Annotated in this window: 22 protein-coding genes and 1 other RNA gene; 12 read left to right on the top strand and 11 right to left on the bottom strand. The window is 42.5% G+C overall.

Going from position 1 to position 19,986, the window contains the following annotated elements:
• Positions 1-26 precede the first annotated feature (26 nt).
• The 3 genes from MSG93_RS02620 to MSG93_RS02610 are packed head-to-tail and all read right to left on the bottom strand — an operon-like array spanning position 27 to position 2,018.
• Positions 27-815 (bottom strand): glutathione S-transferase N-terminal domain-containing protein, encoded by a 789-nt coding sequence (locus tag MSG93_RS02620; RefSeq protein WP_324620409.1) that lies wholly within the window; start codon positions 813-815, stop codon positions 27-29.
• A 12-nt stretch (positions 816-827) separates the two neighbouring features.
• A complete protein-coding gene (rraA, locus tag MSG93_RS02615) occupies positions 828-1,340 on the bottom strand; it encodes a ribonuclease E activity regulator RraA (RefSeq protein WP_324620407.1) in 513 nt (170 codons plus the stop codon).
• A 12-nt stretch (positions 1,341-1,352) separates the two neighbouring features.
• Positions 1,353-2,018, bottom strand: a complete 666-nt coding sequence (locus MSG93_RS02610; RefSeq protein WP_324620405.1) for an NAD-dependent epimerase/dehydratase family protein — start codon at positions 2,016-2,018, stop codon at positions 1,353-1,355.
• Positions 2,019-2,231: 213 nt separating this feature from the next.
• Here MSG93_RS02610 and rpsT point away from each other — a divergent pair, with 213 nt between their 5' ends.
• Positions 2,232-2,498, top strand: a complete 267-nt coding sequence (gene rpsT, locus MSG93_RS02605) for a 30S ribosomal protein S20 (protein ID WP_004771687.1) — start codon at positions 2,232-2,234, stop codon at positions 2,496-2,498.
• A 47-nt stretch (positions 2,499-2,545) separates the two neighbouring features.
• Here rpsT and MSG93_RS02600 read toward each other — a convergent pair whose 3' ends face one another.
• Both MSG93_RS02600 and MSG93_RS02595 read right to left on the bottom strand, forming a co-directional pair.
• Positions 2,546-3,814: a hypothetical protein gene (locus MSG93_RS02600; RefSeq protein ID WP_324620402.1), complete on the bottom strand. Its 1,269-nt coding sequence runs from the start codon at positions 3,812-3,814 to the stop codon at positions 2,546-2,548.
• Positions 3,815-3,998: 184 nt separating this feature from the next.
• The gene (locus MSG93_RS02595) at positions 3,999-6,830 is read right to left on the bottom strand and encodes a M66 family metalloprotease (RefSeq protein ID WP_324620400.1); all 2,832 of its coding nucleotides are present in this window, start codon (positions 6,828-6,830) and stop codon (positions 3,999-4,001) included.
• Positions 6,831-7,137: 307 nt separating this feature from the next.
• Between MSG93_RS02595 and MSG93_RS02590 the strand changes: the two genes are divergently transcribed.
• On the top strand, positions 7,138-7,554 hold the full coding sequence (locus tag MSG93_RS02590) for a hypothetical protein (RefSeq protein ID WP_324620398.1): 417 nt from the start codon (positions 7,138-7,140) through the stop codon (positions 7,552-7,554).
• A 138-nt stretch (positions 7,555-7,692) separates the two neighbouring features.
• Here the strand turns inward: MSG93_RS02590 and MSG93_RS02585 are convergent, their stop codons facing one another.
• Both MSG93_RS02585 and MSG93_RS02580 read right to left on the bottom strand, forming a co-directional pair.
• Entirely contained in the window at positions 7,693-8,424 is a 732-nt protein-coding gene (locus MSG93_RS02585) for a histidine phosphatase family protein (protein WP_324620648.1), read from the bottom strand.
• A 51-nt stretch (positions 8,425-8,475) separates the two neighbouring features.
• Positions 8,476-9,333 (bottom strand): 3'(2'),5'-bisphosphate nucleotidase CysQ family protein, encoded by an 858-nt coding sequence (locus MSG93_RS02580; protein WP_199950326.1) that lies wholly within the window; start codon positions 9,331-9,333, stop codon positions 8,476-8,478.
• A gap of 11 nt (positions 9,334-9,344) precedes the next feature.
• On the opposite strand from MSG93_RS02580, the gene MSG93_RS02575 reads away from it, so the two are divergent.
• From MSG93_RS02575 to MSG93_RS02560, 4 genes are all read left to right on the top strand, one after another.
• A complete protein-coding gene (locus MSG93_RS02575) occupies positions 9,345-10,049 on the top strand; it encodes an HAD-IA family hydrolase (protein ID WP_324620395.1) in 705 nt (234 codons plus the stop codon).
• Positions 10,033-10,461: an RNA-binding S4 domain-containing protein gene (locus MSG93_RS02570; protein ID WP_005229771.1), complete on the top strand. Its 429-nt coding sequence runs from the start codon at positions 10,033-10,035 to the stop codon at positions 10,459-10,461. The genes MSG93_RS02575 and MSG93_RS02570 overlap by 17 nt, the downstream gene beginning before the upstream one ends.
• 159 nt (positions 10,462-10,620) lie before the next feature.
• Positions 10,621-11,667: a recombinase RecA gene (recA, locus tag MSG93_RS02565; protein WP_005229770.1), complete on the top strand. Its 1,047-nt coding sequence runs from the start codon at positions 10,621-10,623 to the stop codon at positions 11,665-11,667.
• A gap of 46 nt (positions 11,668-11,713) precedes the next feature.
• Entirely contained in the window at positions 11,714-12,196 is a 483-nt protein-coding gene (locus tag MSG93_RS02560; RefSeq protein WP_324620392.1) for a regulatory protein RecX, read from the top strand.
• A 10-nt stretch (positions 12,197-12,206) separates the two neighbouring features.
• On the opposite strand, the gene ffs is transcribed toward MSG93_RS02560, so the two are convergent.
• An RNA gene (gene ffs / locus MSG93_RS02555) (signal recognition particle sRNA small type) lies at positions 12,207-12,303 on the bottom strand.
• Between the two features lie 324 nt (positions 12,304-12,627).
• On the opposite strand from ffs, the gene MSG93_RS02550 reads away from it, so the two are divergent.
• Positions 12,628-13,482, top strand: a complete 855-nt coding sequence (locus tag MSG93_RS02550; protein ID WP_324620390.1) for a YbgF trimerization domain-containing protein — start codon at positions 12,628-12,630, stop codon at positions 13,480-13,482.
• Positions 13,483-13,547: 65 nt separating this feature from the next.
• On the opposite strand, the gene MSG93_RS02545 is transcribed toward MSG93_RS02550, so the two are convergent.
• From MSG93_RS02545 to MSG93_RS02535, 3 genes are all read right to left on the bottom strand, one after another.
• Positions 13,548-15,419, bottom strand: coding sequence for a SurA N-terminal domain-containing protein (locus MSG93_RS02545; protein WP_324620388.1), 1,872 nt, complete (start codon positions 15,417-15,419; stop codon positions 13,548-13,550).
• A gap of 139 nt (positions 15,420-15,558) precedes the next feature.
• On the bottom strand, positions 15,559-15,831 hold the full coding sequence (locus MSG93_RS02540) for an HU family DNA-binding protein (RefSeq protein ID WP_004639426.1): 273 nt from the start codon (positions 15,829-15,831) through the stop codon (positions 15,559-15,561).
• 168 nt (positions 15,832-15,999) lie between these two features.
• A complete protein-coding gene (locus MSG93_RS02535; protein ID WP_004771675.1) occupies positions 16,000-16,455 on the bottom strand; it encodes a phasin family protein in 456 nt (151 codons plus the stop codon).
• Positions 16,456-16,665: 210 nt separating this feature from the next.
• Between MSG93_RS02535 and MSG93_RS02530 the strand changes: the two genes are divergently transcribed.
• The 5 genes from MSG93_RS02530 (at position 16,666) to iscA (ending at position 19,932) form a co-directional block, all read left to right on the top strand.
• Positions 16,666-17,304 carry a hypothetical protein gene (locus MSG93_RS02530; protein WP_324620380.1) on the top strand — a complete coding sequence of 213 codons (639 nt, stop codon included), beginning with the start codon at positions 16,666-16,668 and terminating at the stop codon, positions 17,302-17,304.
• A 107-nt stretch (positions 17,305-17,411) separates the two neighbouring features.
• Positions 17,412-17,885: an Rrf2 family transcriptional regulator gene (locus tag MSG93_RS02525; RefSeq protein ID WP_005284970.1), complete on the top strand. Its 474-nt coding sequence runs from the start codon at positions 17,412-17,414 to the stop codon at positions 17,883-17,885.
• Position 17,886: 1 nt separating this feature from the next.
• Entirely contained in the window at positions 17,887-19,104 is a 1,218-nt protein-coding gene (locus tag MSG93_RS02520; RefSeq protein WP_004771672.1) for an IscS subfamily cysteine desulfurase, read from the top strand.
• 91 nt (positions 19,105-19,195) lie between these two features.
• Positions 19,196-19,582 (top strand): Fe-S cluster assembly scaffold IscU, encoded by a 387-nt coding sequence (gene iscU, locus MSG93_RS02515; RefSeq protein ID WP_004639432.1) that lies wholly within the window; start codon positions 19,196-19,198, stop codon positions 19,580-19,582.
• A 29-nt stretch (positions 19,583-19,611) separates the two neighbouring features.
• Positions 19,612-19,932, top strand: coding sequence for an iron-sulfur cluster assembly protein IscA (iscA, locus tag MSG93_RS02510; RefSeq protein ID WP_004661460.1), 321 nt, complete (start codon positions 19,612-19,614; stop codon positions 19,930-19,932).
• The last annotated feature ends 54 nt before the right edge of the window (positions 19,933-19,986 follow it).

Genomic DNA, 19,986 nt, shown 5'->3' with positions numbered 1-19,986 from the left:
CCTGTTAAAAGATGCTTTCTGAACAATTATACGCCGTACTGCTTCTTTAAATATTCCATAATTTTGGCAGATTCAAACATTTTCACACCTGTATTCGGATCAACCAGATAAGGCACCTGAATATCGCGTCCCATGACCTCAACCACCTTTTCACGTTTGCCATTCGGCAACGGAATATACTTACCGGGCTTTAGACGCAACACGGCTGGCCCCATATCCTGCCAACGTTCTTTCGGTACATTATGCAAAATATAGGGCAGTTCTAACTCGGTCAGGACTTCACGCACCAAACGGGTATACGGGCTCGCCTCAAAACTCCACAGTTCCAATAACTGCGCTGGTGCTGGACGATCAACAATCTGCGGATCAATCCAGATGCCACGCGCTGCGTTAGCGACTGTGGCCAACGTAGAGACATACGGAAGTTTTGGATAATGGCTATACTTTTTCGGTGTTTTCCCTGTTTTGCCATAGTGCTTAAACAGATGATGAATAATGGCTTGTGACTCATATAACTGGTCACCGGTATTTTCATCAATCAAAAAGGGAAACTGTTTTTTCCCACCTTTGGCTTTAACGATCTGTCGATATTTTTGCCCGCCTTTAGGACATGGATAAATTTCTACATCTAGATTCAGTAAGGTGATCACTTCACGGACACGGCGGCAAAATGGTGAACCTTCAAACTCATACAGTTTTATTGCCTTTGCCGGCTGATTAGGGAATGGTGTTCCCATTGCCCCTCGTCCGCCTTCGATTACACTGGCAACAACCGATTGTAAAACCTTGAGTTGGTGATTCACCCTATTCAGCATCGCACTCTCCTTTTAGCAGTCGACTAATTTTTCTTTTGCAATCACAATGCCATTATTATCTGCGTAGATATAATCGCCCGAGTTGATTGTCACACCACCAAAATACAAGCTAATATCGACTTCGCCTATGCCTTTACGATTACTTTTTTGCGGGATTGCAGCCAACGCATGTACGCCCAAATCCAGTTCTGCCAGTGCATCCACATCACGGACACAGCCATAGATCACCACCCCGTTCCAGCGATGTTTCACTGCGGACTCGGCAATCATGTCTCCCATCAAGGCACAACGCATTGATGCACCACCATCGACTACCAGTACTTTCCCTGTACCATCGGTTGCCAACAGCTCTTTCACACGTGAGTTATCTTCAAAACACTTTACAGTCACCACTTGACCGCCAAAGGTTTTACGCGCGCCATAGCTTTTAAAGAATTTACCATCTAAAGACGGGATGACCACTTGTAGCTCTTTTTCCGGGTTATCATCTAACAAATCACAGGTTACAAAAGGAATTGTCGTCACTGAAATTCTCCATTATTTGCTTTGTTGTATACTCAGGTTATCGTAGAGTTTGAATGCGGCAGTCTGTGTTTGTGCTGCAACTCGCATAGTATGCGCCAATTGTTCTGCGGTAACAGGTTTAAGTTTAAACGGCCGAGTCCAGGTTTTTTCGACCAGTTTAAATGCTGTCTGTGCCAGATCTTCAAGCAGACGAACCTCACTACGTTTGCCGATTAAAAGTGAGGGCTGGAAAATTGATAGCTTATAAATTGACAGGCTCTTCAGGTAATTTTCCAGTTCACCTTTGACTTTATTATAGAAAATTGGCGAATTTGCGTTCGCTCCCAACGCACTTATCAGCAATAAATGAATATTTTTATCCTGAATCAAATCAGCAAAATGCGCATTGATTTCATAATCAATTGCATAAAAAGCCTCTTTGGAACCCGCCTGTTTAATAGTGCTTCCCAAGCAACTAAAGGCATGGGTATAGGCATTGACATCTTCATCATTCAACAACAGGAAGTCGTCCAGAATCAGCTGGGTGACCTTGCTATAAGCGTTTAATGTTTCTGAATTTTTCCTGACGACTACGGTAATAGCATTAAAATCTTCAGCTTGTTGCAGTTCATCCACCAGTGCCTGACCGACCAGTCCTGTCGCACCAATTACAATTGCTTTTTTATCACCTGTTCTCATTTTTAATTCTTCCAAGCCATGACTAGGCTTAATGTAACGTTTTATTGGACGATTATCACCTGTTAAATGTACTTAAAAGTATCACAAGACTTGACTTCGGGGCTTAGTTTCCTCAAAATATGGCACTTGTTTACGGGCTGGTGAATGTTGCCAATGTTATTTTGGTTTTAACTTCAGCCCGCCCAGACCAACTTATTTTCAAGGAGTGCACGAGTGGCAAACTCTGCTCAAGCTAAAAAACGTGCTCGTCAAAACGTTAAAGCACGTAAACACAACGCAAGCTTGCGTTCTATGGTTCGTACTTACATCAAACGTACTGTAAATGCGATCGCTGCTGGTGATTATACTGTTGCTACAGAAGCTTACAAAAAAGCTGTTCCTGTAATCGACCGTATGGCTGATAAAGGCATCATCCACAAAAACAAAGCTGCTCGTCATAAGAGCCGCTTGAATGCTCAAGTTAAAGCATTAGCTAACTAATTTGATGCATATAAAAGAGCCCGAATTTTCGGGCTTTTTTATTGTCTTCAGTTTTTCAAATATGGCTGTAAACCTGTTCCCGCCTCTTTCACAAGCAGCATCAGTTTCTGACAAAATTTATAACTTTCCTCGAGCAATCCCAGATCACGCGCACGCGCATTGTGCTGAGTAAAAGACCGTTTATAAAACTGATAGCGCTCATTTAGATAATCATGATCCTGACTCAGTGCAATCATCATCAATTCAAAACGAAAATCCAGATCCACCATAAAGTCTGCCGGCATATCGCCATAGGCCCACGCTTGCAGCGCTCCCAGTTTGCCGTGCCCCAGATTTGTAAAGATAAAAGCAATATAAGCATCCAGCTGTTTAAAGAAATCCTGAATATTGGCCTTGCTTTCCCAACGTCCCGTTAATGCAAAACAAGGTTCTGGATTATATTCCCCATTAGCACGCCGATGCACATCCATCGAACGCAGCCTAAAAATCAACCGTTCAGATAACTGCTCCTGCAAGTGCTGAGGAATAAAACGATCGGTAAAATCCATTGCAAAAGACAGCATCGGACTAATGGTCAGTTTTCTCAGCACCATCTTCAATTGATAAAACACACCCAGCTGTTTCTGGGTCAATAAAAAACACCGGTAACCCGTATCCAGCGCCAGCTCCGGTCGACCAATATTCCCCCAGTTTGAAATAAAATCATGCGCTACATTAAACACATCAAGCTTGAGATGCCGGGTATCGTCCTGCTGCTCAAACCATTGACCAATCAGTTGCTCTGCAGCAGCCATATTATGTGGCATCTCAAAATCACCTGTTTGCAACAGCGATTTCGCCTCTTGTACAGGCTGAATTCGTTTTAACTCTAATGGCTCCAATAAATACGGTTGCAGCATATTTGAGACGGCATTTTCAGGAGACTGCAATTCACCAATCGCCCACACATTATAATTCGGCTCATAAAACCCGACCCCGGTCTCTTGAACCGTTTCATAAAAAACCCGATACATTGCATCATTTTGAGCCTCATTGGCCAGCACTTCAACTTGCACACTGGCACATAATCCTTGAGCAAACTTGCTCTTGAGCCCTTGTACCCATTGTTGAGTAGGCTCGGAAAAATAGGCTTGATATTGAGGATCGCAAATTTTATCTGAAAATAACTCCAACCAAGCCTGTAATGTTTTACCCTGGCTGGAAGTGTTGCAATATTGCTGATGCAGCTCAAAAGCAACCTGTTGAGAATCATCTTCTGCGGGCACTTTGCCTGTAAAAATCTCAGGCTCCCATAAATAAATTGTGTTTGATAACATCTTTTTATCCAATTATGTGTCGGTTTTCTCTTTTTATTTTCCTATCATGACGAAAAAAGATTGATTTTAAAAGTACCGTTTTTATTATTTTTAACTTTTTAGGACATTTTATTGATGAAAAAATATGAAGCCGCAAAGAGCTTCATATTTTTTATTTATAAAATCAACTTAGATACTATAGTAATTAAGGTGTTACTGATAAAGCCTTAGCGGCGATTGGTAAATTCCTGGCAGATAGTCCTGCAAGAAGCAAACTATGATTCATCACCGGAATACTCCATTTCTGATTGGCCCCATTGGTACAGCGATAACGGATTAAGCGTGCACGATTATTGCTTAGATACCCACCTTCCAGATCAAAACACTGATTTGACTGCTTTATTGCCTGCGCAACAGTATCCGTCTCCCACACCTGACTATTTGCAGTACCACATGGCATCAGATTAATCACATTTCCAGCCGTAGTGGTTAGGCATTGATCAATATATTGCTTGTTATGGATTTTGCCCAAGGCATCATAAACCCATTTTTCCGAATCATCACCGATACAACCCGTCGGGCCGCTAATAAAGGCATTGAACTGGCCATTCGCAGACGTCTCAGCTTTTAGACAGTTGGTTCGGTTCATCAAACTTGTACTCGATGCAAAGTTCAAATCCCCTTTAAGCGCTAGTTTTTCGACAAAGGACTGAAAGGCATTTACCGCATCAGGATTCAAATTGCTTAAATCCGAGCGATAGACATTGATCCAGCGATTTACACGATAAAGCTTAATTTGCTGCTGGGTATAACGCATCATTTCGGTTTGTGCATCAGCGGATAACTGATCCTTAAAGCTTCGATATGAATCAAACAGCAATCTAGCTTCAGGTGAGAGGTTCACAACCCGCTTATTCTTATTATCGAGCAAAGCCTGTTCCAGCTGCGGTAACTCAATTGTTCTTAGAGCTGAATATTCTGCCTCCTTACCAATATCAACTGCCGGTGTTAACGCAGGCGTATTGGCAGGAATCGACATACTCGACAATAAAACTGCTGCCTGATTGGCCTTTTTACAATAAAGCTTGACCTGCTGTGGTGCCTCAGTTTGAGCAAGATTAATATGGAACTTATTGGCATTACCATTCATGCGCTGCGGCGCCAAAGCAATATTTTGTGTTGCACTTGCAAACTGTACATTGAGCCAGCAATTTGCGGTTACAGCAGCTGGATTTACTTGCGGTAGATCAAATACATTCCCCCAATTTCCTTTTGCTGCCGGATAAATCAAACCAACTTGTGTCTCTGGATCGTAACCCCCTAAAATCGTATACACAGGTACACCAAACATTCTTGGTTTTAGATAGTTACCATCGGCACGGTTATACCAGACATTACTTGAATTTGGCGTTTTAGGTTGCGCAACCTCCATCATACGGGTGCTGGCATTCCACTTTTTATAACCGGTCGGCGAACTCGCATCCCATACATAACGATCAAAAGCTGGCTGAATTTTTAGGTAGGTGCTATAACCGGTGTAATGGGTATATTTGGAAATACTACTGGCCGTTGCACCGCCCGACATCGCATCCCAACCATAGGCATATTTATTCAGGAAGTTCGGTACGCCATTGGCACCATCGCCTAGACTGGTATTGGTCCAGTTAAGATTGCCACGCATTTTGTTTCTAAAGGCGATATACCCCCAACCACTATCCGCATGATGTGCAGCCCAGAACATATTCTCACCCACGGCACCAGGATAATGCCCAAGCCCATAATGATGGCCGATTTCATGACTAAACTCATTCCCCACAGAGTCGATCAAGGTCAACATACCATTACCACCACTTAAGCCATGGGTGGCCTCACCATTGCTATATTTCCCGCGTGCATAATGCGCCACCACACTCTGAGCAAGTGGTCTATCAATTTTTGCCACCTCGTCAAAGACCAATGGCTGTACTTGATCACGCATAGATGCACTCGTCACTCCAGCATTCGCCAAATTAATGCCCACACCGAAGGTCGATTTAGCAGTATCTTCACGCATATCACCGCTATATACATCCCCTGTTGTGGCACTGACTGTGTCATAAATGACACCACTTGCAACCATGACCCTATCGAGTTTTAAATCATCATATTTTGCAACGATCATACGCGCCGCCGGAATGGTCTGGAAGTAATCAGTGCCCGCTTTGGCAGGCTCAAGCAGCATATAATGACCCGTAGATTTCGGCAGATCAGTTAATAAGCCTAAACGGATATTCTGTAGCACCAACTCTCCTGGTGCGGCCAGATCAATCTTGTCTGCCGTTAAATCACCACTACGATTATTCAATGGATCAATCACCCGAAGATGCAGACCCGCTCGGATTTCATGCCATTTCAATGCGACTGTCCATGCCCGCGTCGAATAACTGACAGGCGGGCGCCCATCGGTATTGGATTGATCCGAAGCTGCAATTCTTGAGGGTTCTTTCAATTTAACCGTTCGTAGCAGTTGATTATCCCGATAAATTTCGACATTTAATGCCTGCAGATCACCCATTTCCGCCAATGGTGTCACCAGCAACAACGCATCTTTTTCCGCGGTTAAGCGTGGCATCGAGTCTTTTTCATTCTGGTTAGGATTGACCACATGGCTTTGTGCAAATTGCAACATTGCAGCAAATCCGCCATTTAAATCATTGCGTAATATTCTTGGCAGTCCGAGTTTATCGTAATCATAAAAGCCCAAAACCGCTTCATCGATCACATCTTTGTCAGGTTCAGGATACTTTTCCAGAACAGGAGGTATCGATGGCGTTTCTGTTGTCGTACCACCACCTTGATCCGGTATCTCAGGTGTCCCATCGCCTGGCAACTCACTGCTTCCATCGTCGGGAACCAGACTGCCACTTCCAGCCGTGGTATGATCATTCTTCGGTGGCTCAGTATGATGTGTTGTACCGCTGTCATCTGAACCACCACCGCAAGCCACCAGCATCATGGACAGCAAACAGGCCGTTAAATGCTTAAGTTGTAATTGCATCACATTTCCCCAAGAAAAACTTGTCAGATTATCGTTAATGATAAATTCTGTTAATTAATTAAAATTAATATAAATCATGTATTTATCATACTAACAATTTAAATGATCGAATGTGAAGTTAATTTTTAATATTGAAATAGCATGCTTAATTTATTGTAATTTTAGAATAATAAACACGGGTACAAGATCACAACCAGACCAATGCCCAACTACATTTCTACAACTTAAACGCTCTATTTTATGAAAATAAAATTAATTTAAATTGAAGTGTATATAAATAATTAAATATCACATGCTGGAGAGCATCATGAATAAAATCTGGAAAGTTATTATTCCCACTGCCTTTGCTTTATGCAGCAGCTTTTCCTTTGCAGCAACATGTAATAGCACCATCGATAACAATACACTCAGTGATCTTACTATTCCAGCTGGCGCCACCTGTACGGTAAATAATGCCTCCATTGAAGGCGATGTAAATATTCAGAAAGATGCCAGCCTGATTCTAAACAGCTCATCCGTTCAGGGCAGCATACAAGCCCATCAAGCCAAAGCCGTTCGCTTAATCAATTCAAGCGTGAGTGGTGATGTACGGGCAGCGCAGGCCGCAACCATGATTCACTTGGAAAAATCGGTTATTTCTGGGGATCTGCAGTGCTCTGCATCCACTAAACTACAAGCCAATTTAAGCAGTATTGAAGGACAAAAAACCGGTAAATGCCGCTAATTTCCTTTCTTCAATCGCCTTCAGAACAAAGCCCAAATAAAAATATTTGGGCTTTAGTAAACACTGATATTGTTGGCATATTTAGAGCAATCCCGCCTGCCTCATTTTATACATTACAGCTCCAAATTTTCTGTACCTCTATCTATTTAAAAACTGCTTTATATTCAAAACATTTTTCTCGCCGCGCCAAATCCATTTTAACTGGCTTTCGGCAAAATCATCGCCTTCAAACCATACAAACAAACCTTCCATCATCGCAGGCCAATCTGTTTGCTCAATCTGGTTTTTTCCGGAAATGACGGCAATGATAGCCGCAAGAATCGTGTCATGACTTACTGCTAGACTTAGGCTATTTTGCTGAGTGGGATGAGTATGGTACAGCAGTTCCAAGACATCAAATACGCCAGTGATCGGATGTTTCATCCCAGGCAGTGCATTATTCACAAAACTGTTAATAAAGCCTAAAGCGCCCTGCTTACGGAAATAGGGCGCAGCCTGCTTGATGTCTAGTACGAAACTTCCTGGCTCAACCAGTAAACGCTGTTCCACAATTTCAATACGATGAGTATTCACTGCTTTACGGGTCTGGTCCGCACCTTCGATCATTAAGGCCGCGGTATCGACACAACGTTGAATTGGACTTGAAATACAATGCTGAATGGCCCGATCGCTATGTTGACTTAAATACTCTCCCCAAGCATAAGCCAGATCACGCCCGGGTTCTGTCAATTGCAGATCATAACCCGCCAAGCCCTGCCCATCCACCAACTCACGCAAGGAGTGTCGGGTAAACAAGGTGACAGGGGTTGAAGCACCAGGTAATAAATCAATTGCTTCGAACATACTTTTCGGCAATAAATGCAGGGCCATATTCATACACAAATTCGGATTTAACCCACTATAGCATGAGTGGAATGACTCTCAATCCAAAATGCCTGAAAGTGCCAGAGCCTCATAAGCAATTTTTTTGCAATGCTGATCTCGAAACGCGATAAAACCGCCATTTAAAACCGTTTCACGCTGATTATATAAAAAAGGCTTTTGATCCAGCGTCATCAGGCCACCACCAATGCTTTCCAGTAAAGCCTGCCCTGAACTGGTATCCCATTCCGAGGTGGGATGAAAGCGAGGATAAATATCAATTTCACCTTCCAGCATCATACAAAACTTATAGGCGCTGCCCGCTTCGCGGCGCTCAATAGCACGATGTTGCAAGATCGGTTGCATAAAGTTTTTATACTTCGGATTTTTGCTGTTATGACTCAGACCAATTTGCAGGGGTGCGGAACAATCATGTTCTTCAATCTGGTACTGAAACCATGCTTGTCGACTAAAACTATATTTATAAGGCAATTGTGAGGTATAGCCGATATACATCACCTGCTCACATGGTACTGCAATGATTGCAAATGTAGTCCGGTCATCCTCAATCAGACTCAGATTAATGGTGAATTCATCACGCTCATGGATAAATTCCTTGGTGCCATCTAAAGGGTCCAGCATCCAGCAGCGTTGCCAAGCAGACCGCGCCGAATAATCACTCTCTTCCGACAATACCGGCAGTTGCGGGGTGATGGTCGCTAAATGCTTCATTAAAAAATGATTCACTTTCAGATCCGCCTGCGTTACCGGAGAATCATCACTCTTTTCCTGAATATTAAACTCGCACCCGGCACAATAACTTTGGTATTCTTCCAGCAATAATTGACTAGCCTGCGCCATGATCGGAACAAGTTGTGAAATTAACTGATCTTGTGGGGCAAGCGTTTTAATAAACATAGACCAACCTTATGTCATATTCAGATTTACAGCAGCAGCCGATTGCCATGTTCGACATGGATGGCACTTTACTCGATTTAGCATTTGACGACTTTATCTGGAATCACTGTTTGCCTGAGCAACATGCTCAAGTGCATCAATGCAGCCTGGAACAAAGTCAGCAAACCCTATTTCAGTTTTACCAACAACATAAGCATACACTATCTTGGTACTCTTCGGCGTTCTGGACGGCTAAAGTCGGAGTCGATGTCCTGCAACTTCAATACCAGCATCGCCAGAAAATTGGCCCACGTGCTGGCTGCCATCAATTGTTACAACAACTCAAAGCCGAAGGTTATCGTTGCTGGTTACTGACCAATGCCGATCGTGCAGGCCTGCAATTGAAGCTTGAAAATGTGGAACTTCGCCCCTATTTTGAAGTAATGATCAGTAGTGAAGAACTTGGGCACGCCAAAGAAGAAACCGCTTTTTGGCAAAAACTACAGCAATTGCATCCCTTTGATCCGGCTCAGGCCGTCTTTATTGATGATACCGTTGCCGTGCTCAAAAGCGCAGAAGATTTCGGTATTACTCAGCTGTTTAGTATTTTACAGCCCTCAAGCAGTAAAACTGCCAGAGTGGCAACCGAATTACCCTATCCGGCACTTGATCATTTAACTGAACTTTTTGATTATCTTGAACCCAACCTACAGGTAACAGATGCCAAGACAGCATGAACCAGAAAGCATGGACGCCATGCGTATTGATAAATGGCTTTGGGCTGCACGTTTTTTTAAAACACGTTCAATTGCCAAAGCTGCGATAGAAGGTGGTAAAGTCCACCACAATAATGATCGCGTTAAAGTCTCCAGAGACGTGCGTATTGGTATGGAATTGACCATCCAGCAGGGTTTTGAGAAAAAGACCGTGGTAGTCAAAGCTCTTTCAGCGGTACGTGGTGGCGCGCCGGCCGCACAACTGCTTTATGAAGAAACAGCTGAAAGTATTGCCCGTCGGGAGTTGCATGCATCACAACGAAAAATGCATAATCTAGCCCGACCAGATCATCGACCAAGCAAAAAAGATCGTCGTGATATCAATCGTTTTAAGCAGGAAAATGTACAGTCATGGTCTTATCATGATGAATAAAATTTTCTAATTTTGGGTGCGTCATCTTGTGTCGCATAGACAGAGATCAGATGTAGAATAAACAACGAGAATCTGCCACTATACTCAAGTCCCAACAAGTTGAGATTCAATACATCCACTTGGGTTAGTCGTTAAGAAATAAAGTTTTGAGGTTTTGAGATGGATGATAATAAAAGCAAGGCGTTACAAGCTGCGTTAAGCCAGATTGAAAAACAATTTGGTAAAAATACAGTAATGCGCCTAGGTGATAACACTGTACAGGCAGTTGAAGCTGTTTCTACAGGTTCTTTAACACTGGATATCGCATTAGGGATTGGCGGATTGCCTAAAGGCCGTATCATCGAGATCTACGGTCCTGAATCATCAGGTAAAACGACCATGACGTTGCAAGCCATTGCGCAATGTCAGAAAAATGGCGGTACATGTGCATTTATCGATGCGGAACATGCATTAGATCCAGAATACGCACGTAAGCTTGGTGTCGATATTGATAACCTGCTGGTCTCTCAACCCGATCACGGTGAACAAGCGCTAGAAATCGCAGATATGCTGGTACGTTCAGGGGCTATTGACTTGATCGTTGTCGACTCTGTCGCTGCGTTAACCCCTAAAGCCGAAATTGAAGGCGAAATGGGTGATTCACACATGGGTCTACAAGCACGCTTGATGAGTCAGGCATTACGTAAAATCACAGGTAATGCAAAGCGTTCTAACTGTATGGTGATCTTCATTAACCAGATCCGTATGAAGATTGGTGTAATGTTTGGTAGCCCGGAAACCACCACTGGTGGTAACGCACTTAAATTCTATGCGTCTGTACGTCTAGATATCCGTCGTATTGGTGCAGTGAAAGAAGGTGATGAGATTACTGGTAACGAAACTCGCGTTAAAGTTGTCAAAAATAAAATGGCGCCTCCTTTTAAAGAAGCCGTGTTCCAGATTATGTATGGCAAAGGTACCAATCAGTTAGGTGAAGTGGTTGATCTTGCAGTTCAGCAAGATATCGTACAAAAAGCAGGTGCATGGTATTCCTACCAAGGCAACAAAATTGGCCAAGGTAAAAACAATGTGATTCGTCATTTTGAAGAGAATCCAGCCATGGCGCAAGAGATTGAAAAACAGATTCGTGAGCAACTTCTGACTAAAACCAATGTTGAAGCTGCACAAACTGAAGATGAAGAAGAACCAGACTTTTTAGAAAGTTAAGCTAAAACGCCCTTCGGGGCGTTTTTGTTTCATGAGGAAATCGATTTTGTTTAATAGTGAAAAAACAGAAAAACCCAAAACCCTGACCGGAACGCGACTACGCTCGTATGCCTTTGCCCTACTCACACGTCGCGACTATTCACAGGCAGAACTGATTGCCAAGCTCAATCAATATGCGATCAATTCCGAAGAAGTCGAGAAACTGGTAGAGGAACTGGCGCAGAATAATTATCAAAGTGACCAGCGTGTGGCCGAGCTGACTTTGGCAAGTCAGTTAAGAAAAGGAAAAGGCCTACAACGCATTAAGCAGGCACTGAAAGCTAAACAGCTGGACGCAGAACTGATTACAGAAGAATTGCAAGAAGTGGATTGGCTCGATCAGGCCTATCAACTGAAACTAAAGAAATTTGGCGAAGAAGTCGCGACTGACCCGAAAATAAAGGCAAGACAAATCAGGTTTTTACAATACCGTGGCTTTGATATGGGTGTGATTATGAAAGCGATTGCTCGAACGAGCGAAGAAGAATAACTGGTGGCAGCCCTACCAGCATGACTTCGGCACATCATAGTTCTACTACCGTTGCTACCTTCCGGTCCTGGCGGGGTTCGTAGAGTACAATTGCGAAGCTACCAGCAGGGCTACCATTGCCTGACAAAGTATAGAGATTTTTGCCTGAGTTGCAAGACTTGTCTCTGTTTTTCAGTGAGTTTTTAGCTCAACTGCCTAATTCATCATCAAACCCTCTGTATTTTTGATCGATTTACTCTAAAGATGTGCAAACATTCAACAACAACCGATTAATTTTCTTCAAAAGTGCTTGAAGATTGTAAATGCTTATTGCATTTAAATGAGTTGCTGTTTTAATGGCTAAATCAAAAATCTATATCTGGTGTGTTGCAAGTAAACAGTGAAGACTTGTTCGGCCACAGCTTTATATTTCAACTTATGGATGAATTTTTATGCTAAAAAAGCATTCCGTACTTTTTATTGCCCTGCTCAGTAGTGCACATTTATATGCCAACGTCCCTATTGAATCGCGTGCTTTAAGCCAGCAACAAGCCAGTAATGTGGTTGCCGGTACGCCGAGTCTGAACTGGGAAATCATGCAGAAGAACCAAAAGCTTGAAGAAGAGATCCGCAAGTTACGTGGTCAGCTTGAAGAACATGACAATGCCATCGAGCAATTAAAAAAAGAGTTAACTAACCGTTATACCGATCTGGATCAGCGTCTGGAACTGCTGTCACAAAAAATTGATCCGCCTGAGGACAATCCTGAGGCACAAGATCCATCGGCTGCAACTGCCTCAACCAGTGCAGACACCAGTGCTCCTGCGATCGTACCTGCAGCACCGGTATCGCAACAGACGACACCGGCCACCACGCAAGCTCCGGCTGCACAACCACAGACCAATACAGCAACAACAGAGAGTGCCAGCAGCCAGATTGAATTAGAAAAAGCGGCGTATACCGTAGCCCTGGATGCCTATAAACAAGGTGGCGCAAAAAAGGCGATTCAGCCGATGCAAAACTTTATTAAAAACCATCCCAACGGCATTTATGTGGGGAATGCCTATTTTTGGCTAGCTGAATTTTATCTGGCTGTTGAGCCTGTGGATTATAAAGCGGCAAAACAAAACTATAATATTGTTGCGACACGCTATCCAAACTCAGCTAAAGCATCTCGTGCAGTGTATCAACTCTATAGTATCGCCAAAGAAGTTGATAAAAACACAGCTTTAGCCAATCAATATAAAAGCAAGCTGCTCAGCCAATATCCTCAATCAGAGGAAGCAAAATTTATCCAGAAAAAATAAGCTTTTTGCTTTAACAAAAAAGCCAGTGGATAACCACTGGCTTTTTTATGACCTAGATCAAATCATTATTTAATCTTGGCTTTTGATTTTAAATATTCAGTGTAATCTTCCAGGATTTGTTGTCCACGGAACTGCTGGTACAGTTTATTCAACTCTTGTACCTGCTCTGCTGGCAAAGTACTGGCAACACTACTGTTGACATTTGAAACTGCCACGATCACCAATTCATTTGGTAATTTCGCAGTCGTAGCAGACCATAAACCTTCTTTCGCTGGCGCCGGAATACTGAAGGCAGCACGCTCGATCGGACGTTTCAAACCTTGAGAACGCGCAAAAGTACCCGCATTTTCAAAGTTCACCTGAGACTTGGCAACCACTTGTGCCGCTGGCTGGGTTTTAAAATCATTCAGGATGCTGGCAATTTTTGCTTGAGCTGCTTTATAGGCTTTCGCTTCGATCACTTTTGCTTTGACTTCAGCAGTCGCCTGCTCTAAAGGTTTAACACCGGCAGCATGATAGTTACGGACTTTGATCCAGATGGTATCGCCATTGGCCAGTTGAATATTTGAAGACGCGTTACGGTCACCATTCTTCACATCATCATTGAATAATTTTGCTTTAACGCCTAGATCACTCAAATAAGGGTTCTGAGTGGCTAAAGTCACGCCATTTGCAGATTCAATACGCGCGCCCTTCACTTCCTCAGCCACAGCCTCTAGAGAATCATTACCGACCACCATTTCATTTAAGCTATTCACGCTATCACTGAACTGATTCGCCAGTTTAGTTTTCTCGACTTCAGCCGTTAAACGTGCTTTTTCAGCTTCAAATGATGGCAATTTCAGCATTGGCGTTTCAGCTTCAATGATGTGATAACCATATTGAGTTTTAACAGGTTTTGAAATTTCACCGCTTTTTAATGCATTCACTGCATTATCAAAATCAGCCGAGAATGCCCCTGGTGCATAAGCCTCAACCAAACCACCCTGCGTCTTGGACGTTGGATCATCCGAGAACTGTGCAGCCGCATCTGCAAAGCTCATACCCGACTGAATTTTTGCATAAACGTCATTGGCAAGCTTCTGCGCTGCCGCATCGTCACGCGCATCCGTGGTAATCAGAATATGTTTAACCTGAGGTTTAACTGCTTTTTTCTTCTCATCGATAAAAGCGTTATAGGCTTGTTGTAAATCAGCTTCAGTCACCGCAAGATTTGCCTTAGGCAACAATTCCGGGGTTAATACCACATAATCGACATCAACACTGGCGACTTGCTTAAATTCACTCTTATGCTTGTTGTAGTAATCAGCGATCTCCTGATTTGAAGCCGTTACGCCTTTTTTATAGTCATCCAGCTTAATACTCGCCAAATGCAAAGTACGCTGTTCAGTCTGTAAATTCGCTAATTGCTGTACATCGGATTTACTGACCAAAGCATAATCCATCAACGAGGTTGAAATCATTTTCAGCGCATGATCCTGGCGTAAGCTGCTGATCAAGGCCTGATTGGTCATCCCTACAGAACGTAAGTAGTTTTCATATAAGGTTTGAGAAAATTTGCCATTTTCCTGAAAACTCGGTTGTTGTGCCAACATTTGCTCAAGTTGCACATCACTGAGTGTCATTCCCAGCTTTTCAGCTTGCTGTTGTAACAATGAACGGGCCACCAAGGCGTCCAGTGCTTTCTCTTGAATCACAGGCAAATTCAAAAGTGATTCATCACCTTTCACCAGTGATAAATACTGGTCTTTATAGTTTTTGGTTGCACTTTCTAATTCTTTATTAGAAATATCTTGACCGTTTACTGATTTTGCAACGTCTGCTTTATTGCTACCACTAAAATACCCTTCTATACCGACAAGTGCTAAAGGAGTCAAAAACAAAACTAACAGGACTTTGCCAAGCCAACCCTTAATGAGAGTACGAAACGATTCCATAAGAATTCCAATATTTTATTTCGGGGCAATTTTAACTGAAAAACAAAAGTGAATGAATGCAGAATAAGGATCAAATTAACTTTTTCATTCAATAAATAAAAAACGCACCCAAAATGGTGCGTTTATTGATTTAAAAAGATTACGCAACTGAATCTTTTAAACCCTTACCAGCTTTGAAGCTAGGTACTTTACTTGCTTTGATTTGTAACTCTTCACCCGTTTTAGGATTACGACCAGTACGAGCAGCACGTTCTTTAACGCTGAAAGTACCGAACCCAACTAAAGTAACCGTATCACCCTTTTTAAGTGCTTCAGTGATTGATGCAATTGTCGCATCGAGTGCCTTACCAGCATCCGATTTTGACACGCCCCCTTTTTCAGCAATCGCATCAATTAATTCTGATTTATTCATGATAAAAAATATCCTCTTAATATCGTTTGTTAAGATCCAAGGCTATAGTTTAAAAGGCCATGACGCCTTTATAGCAATGCTTTGGGGGATAACGCAATACTAGAAAGGCCTTTTAATTAAAATAAATACTGAAATACGACATAAACAGACGAGTTACCTGCATTTTTTTTACTTTTTATTCAATTTGGCCTTCAATTGATTATTTTCTTCGATTAAGGCATCGACCTTGATATGCAGCTGTACAAGCAACTGTTCGATATGCTGCAAATCCTTGGGTGTCACCAGTCCAATCCGGTTAAGTGAATGATTCACACTGGTATCTAAAATCTTTTCAACCTTGTCTTTGGTATCCGTTACCGACTCTTTGGCCTTTTCGGTGACTTTGCCAACCGTATTATCGGCGAAATCGACGGTTTTTGATTCTAATTCTTCCCCTACCTTGACCAGTGAGTCAAACAACTTGTTGCCTTCTTCTTCCGCACGCGAAAAAGCACCGAGACCAGCAAGCCAAATCTGTTGTGTATATTTTTTGAAATCTAACGCAGATTTTTTAGAACTCTTTGATTTTGGCTTAGTTTTTACCTCAGCTTCTTCATTAGGATTTTCTATATTTGAGTTATCCATTGACCCTTACTCCTAAGCACTTTACAAACAGTATGTCGTATTTAACCATAAAAATGTTTTTATAATATCAAAGTTAGGACTTGATCGTTTTAAAAAACTGTTCTACAAAGCAAGAAAGTCCTGTAAATTATTTTTTAACAATTGAGTAAGGATACTCAGGTTTACGGACATTCTGTTTTTATTGATTGATTAACCAGGAAAACCAGACCTATGAATGATACGCAACAAAGACATAAACATCCGCATTTGTTGCTCAATATTGTCATCATTGTTTTAGAGACTTTTTTCTCTTTTATCCTGACCCATGATGCAGGATTGCGTCTGCACGCCAAAAAGTTAATCGATCAAAAAATCACAATCCGGATTAATAGCTACATTCCGTTCTTCGACTTTTATATCCAGTTTACCGAAAAAGGTCTGTTGTTTGATATGAAGGCACTAGATCGCAATATTGATCTGGAGATTAATAGCACATTGATCGACCTGATCAAGATTTTCGTGTTTAACAATCAGCGTAGCATTGCCAATATGCGTATTCTCGGTGATGCCACGCATGCTGAAGAATTTCTGGATGTCCTCCCGCATCTTACCCTTTCCAGTATTCTGGCAAACTGGAAACAATGGTTTAGTGATGAGGCTGAAGTCGTTGCTTCACAACAACGCATCGCTCCGCTACTGGATAAAATCGATCAGCAGCGTTCGGAAATCAACACCTTGCTGGTTGAAGTCAAGCAGTACCAAAACCGCATTCATCGTCTGCAAAAACGTCAACGCCTGATCAATATTAGCTTTGCTGTTTTAAGCTTTATTTTCATCGCCTTTTTTGTTTATAATACGTGGATACAATAATTCCAATATATTTCACTTTTCACGCTCAGAATGGCAATTTAAAACTTGACTATTTTAGTCGGAATTCATAAAATTTAAACATCTAGTCTAACCATGTGTACCGAATCATGCGTCTTACAACTCGCGGTCGTTACGCAGTGACTGCTCTACTTGATTTAGCTTTGCAGCCAACTGAACAAACGATCACGCTTGCGGAAATAGCAGCACGCCAATCCATCTCAGTCGCTTATTTAGAACAGTTATTCGCGAAACTCAAACGTCACGGGTTAGTTTCAAGTGTACGCGGTGCAAATGGTGGTTATCACCTGGCGCGCCATGCAAGTGAAATTACTGTGCTAGAAATCATCGAAGCTGTAAATGAAACTGTTGATGCAACGCGTTGTGACCATAAGGGTAACTGCCAGAATGGTGCAATGTGTTTGACTCATGACTTATGGCAAGAACTCTCCCACCATATTGCCGATTATCTTGCAAAAATCACCCTTGCTGATTTGATTGCGCGTGACAACGTTCAAACCGTTGCATTACGCCAGAATTCACCAAGTTTAGATTCAGCCCTTCTATCGGTTACAGGTATTTGACATGAAACGTCCAATTTATCTTGATTACGCAGCAACCACGCCCGTACTGCCAGAAGTTGCAGAACGCATGATGGAATGTTTAACGTTCGAGGGTACTTTTGGTAACCCTGCGTCACGTTCACATGCCTATGGTTGGCAAGCCGAAGAAAAAGCTGAATATGCGCGCGAGCAAGTTGCCAATCTTATTAAAGCAGATCCACGCGAAATCGTTTGGACTTCTGGCGCAACCGAATCTGACAACCTGGCATTAAAAGGGATTGCTCAGTTCTACGGTTCAAAAGGCAAACACATCATTACAAGTAAAATCGAACATAAAGCAGTGTTGGATCCTTGCCGTGAGCTTGAAGAACAAGGTTTTGAAATTACCTATTTAGAGCCAGAACCGCGTACCGGTTTAATTACCCCAGAAATGGTTCAGGCGGCTTTACGTCCAGATACGATTCTTGTTTCACTGATGATGGTAAACAACGAAATCGGTACCGTGACTGATGTGGCTGCAATTGGTGAATTAACACGTGCGAACAAAACATTCTTCCACGTTGATGCAGCTCAAGCCGCTGGTAAAGTTGAAATTGATCTTTCAACCATGAAAATTGATTTGATGAGCTTCTCTGGTCATAAAGTCTATGGCCCGAAAGGTATCGGTGCCCTTTACGTTCGCCGTAGCCCACGTGTTCGCTTAAAAGCGCAAATGCACGGTGGTGGCCATGAACGTGGCATGCGTTCTGGTACTTTAGCGACACATCAGATTGTTGGTATGGGCGAAGCTTTTGAAATTGCAGGCAAAACCATGCAAGCAGAACAAGAGCGTATTCGCAAGTTACGCGACAAGCTTTGGAATGGCTTACAAGACCTTGAACAAGTGTTCTTGAATGGTCACCCAACACAAAACGTTGCTAACTATCTAAATGTCAGCTTCAACTTCGTTGAAGGTGAGTCACTGATGATGGCATTGAAAGATGCAGCTGTTTCAAGTGGTTCTGCATGTACCTCTGCAACTTTAGAGCCGTCATATGTATTACGTGCTTTAGGTTTATCTGACGAGTTGGCACATAGCTCAATCCGTTTCAGTTTCGGTAAATACACCACTGAAGCAGATATTGACTACGTGTTAACCATTACCAAAGCTGCTGTTGAGAAATTACGTGAACTTTCTCCGCTTTGGGATATGTACAAAGAAGGTATCGACCTTTCAACAGTTGAATGGGCTGAACACTAATTCATCAGGTGCTCAATAGAGCATCTCATTGAAAAGTATGTTTTAACCCTCATATTAATATTAGGCTGACCCCGAGGTTTGGAGAAGCGACATGGCTTATAGCGAAAAGGTAATTGATCATTACGAAAACCCTCGTAATGTTGGTGTTTTAGACAAGAATGCTGAAAATGTAGGTACAGGTATGGTCGGTGCACCTGCGTGTGGCGACGTAATGCGTTTACAAATTCAAGTCGATGACAATGGCGTAATTGAAGAAGCTCGCTTCAAGACTTATGGCTGTGGTTCTGCAATCGCATCAAGTTCACTGGTAACCGAATGGTTAAAAGGTAAAACCCTTGATGAAGCTCAAGCGATCAAAAACATTGATATCGCAACTGAGCTTGCACTTCCACCAGTAAAAGTACACTGCTCTGTCTTGGCTGAAGATGCAATCAAAGCTGCGATTGAAGACTATCGCGGTAAGAAAGCGAAAGCTTAATTGATGACCGAAATAACATTGGAGTTTTCATGATCCATTTAACTGAAAATGCTGCGACTCACATCAGCAATTACCTGCAAAACCGAGGTAAGGGTGAAGGCATTCGTATTGGTGTGAAAACTTCGGGTTGTTCTGGATTGGCTTATGTACTTGAGTTTGTCGATGACATCGACACACACGACCAAGTATTTGAACAACTCGGCGTTAAAGTCTTTGTAGACCCGAAAAGCCTGGTTTATCTCAATGGTTTAGAGATGGACTATGTTAAGAATGGTCTTAATGAAGGCTTTGAGTTTAACAACCCAAACCAAAAAGGTGAATGTGGTTGCGGTGAGTCATTCACTGTTTAACCCCAACCACTACTCTCTTTCTTTTCGTCAAAACAGTGTGTTCCGCACTGTTTT

Source organism: Acinetobacter sp. IK40 (assembly GCF_035615075.1).
Classification (GTDB): domain Bacteria; phylum Pseudomonadota; class Gammaproteobacteria; order Pseudomonadales; family Moraxellaceae; genus Acinetobacter; species Acinetobacter courvalinii.
This window is presented reverse-complemented; position numbering and strand designations above follow the sequence as displayed.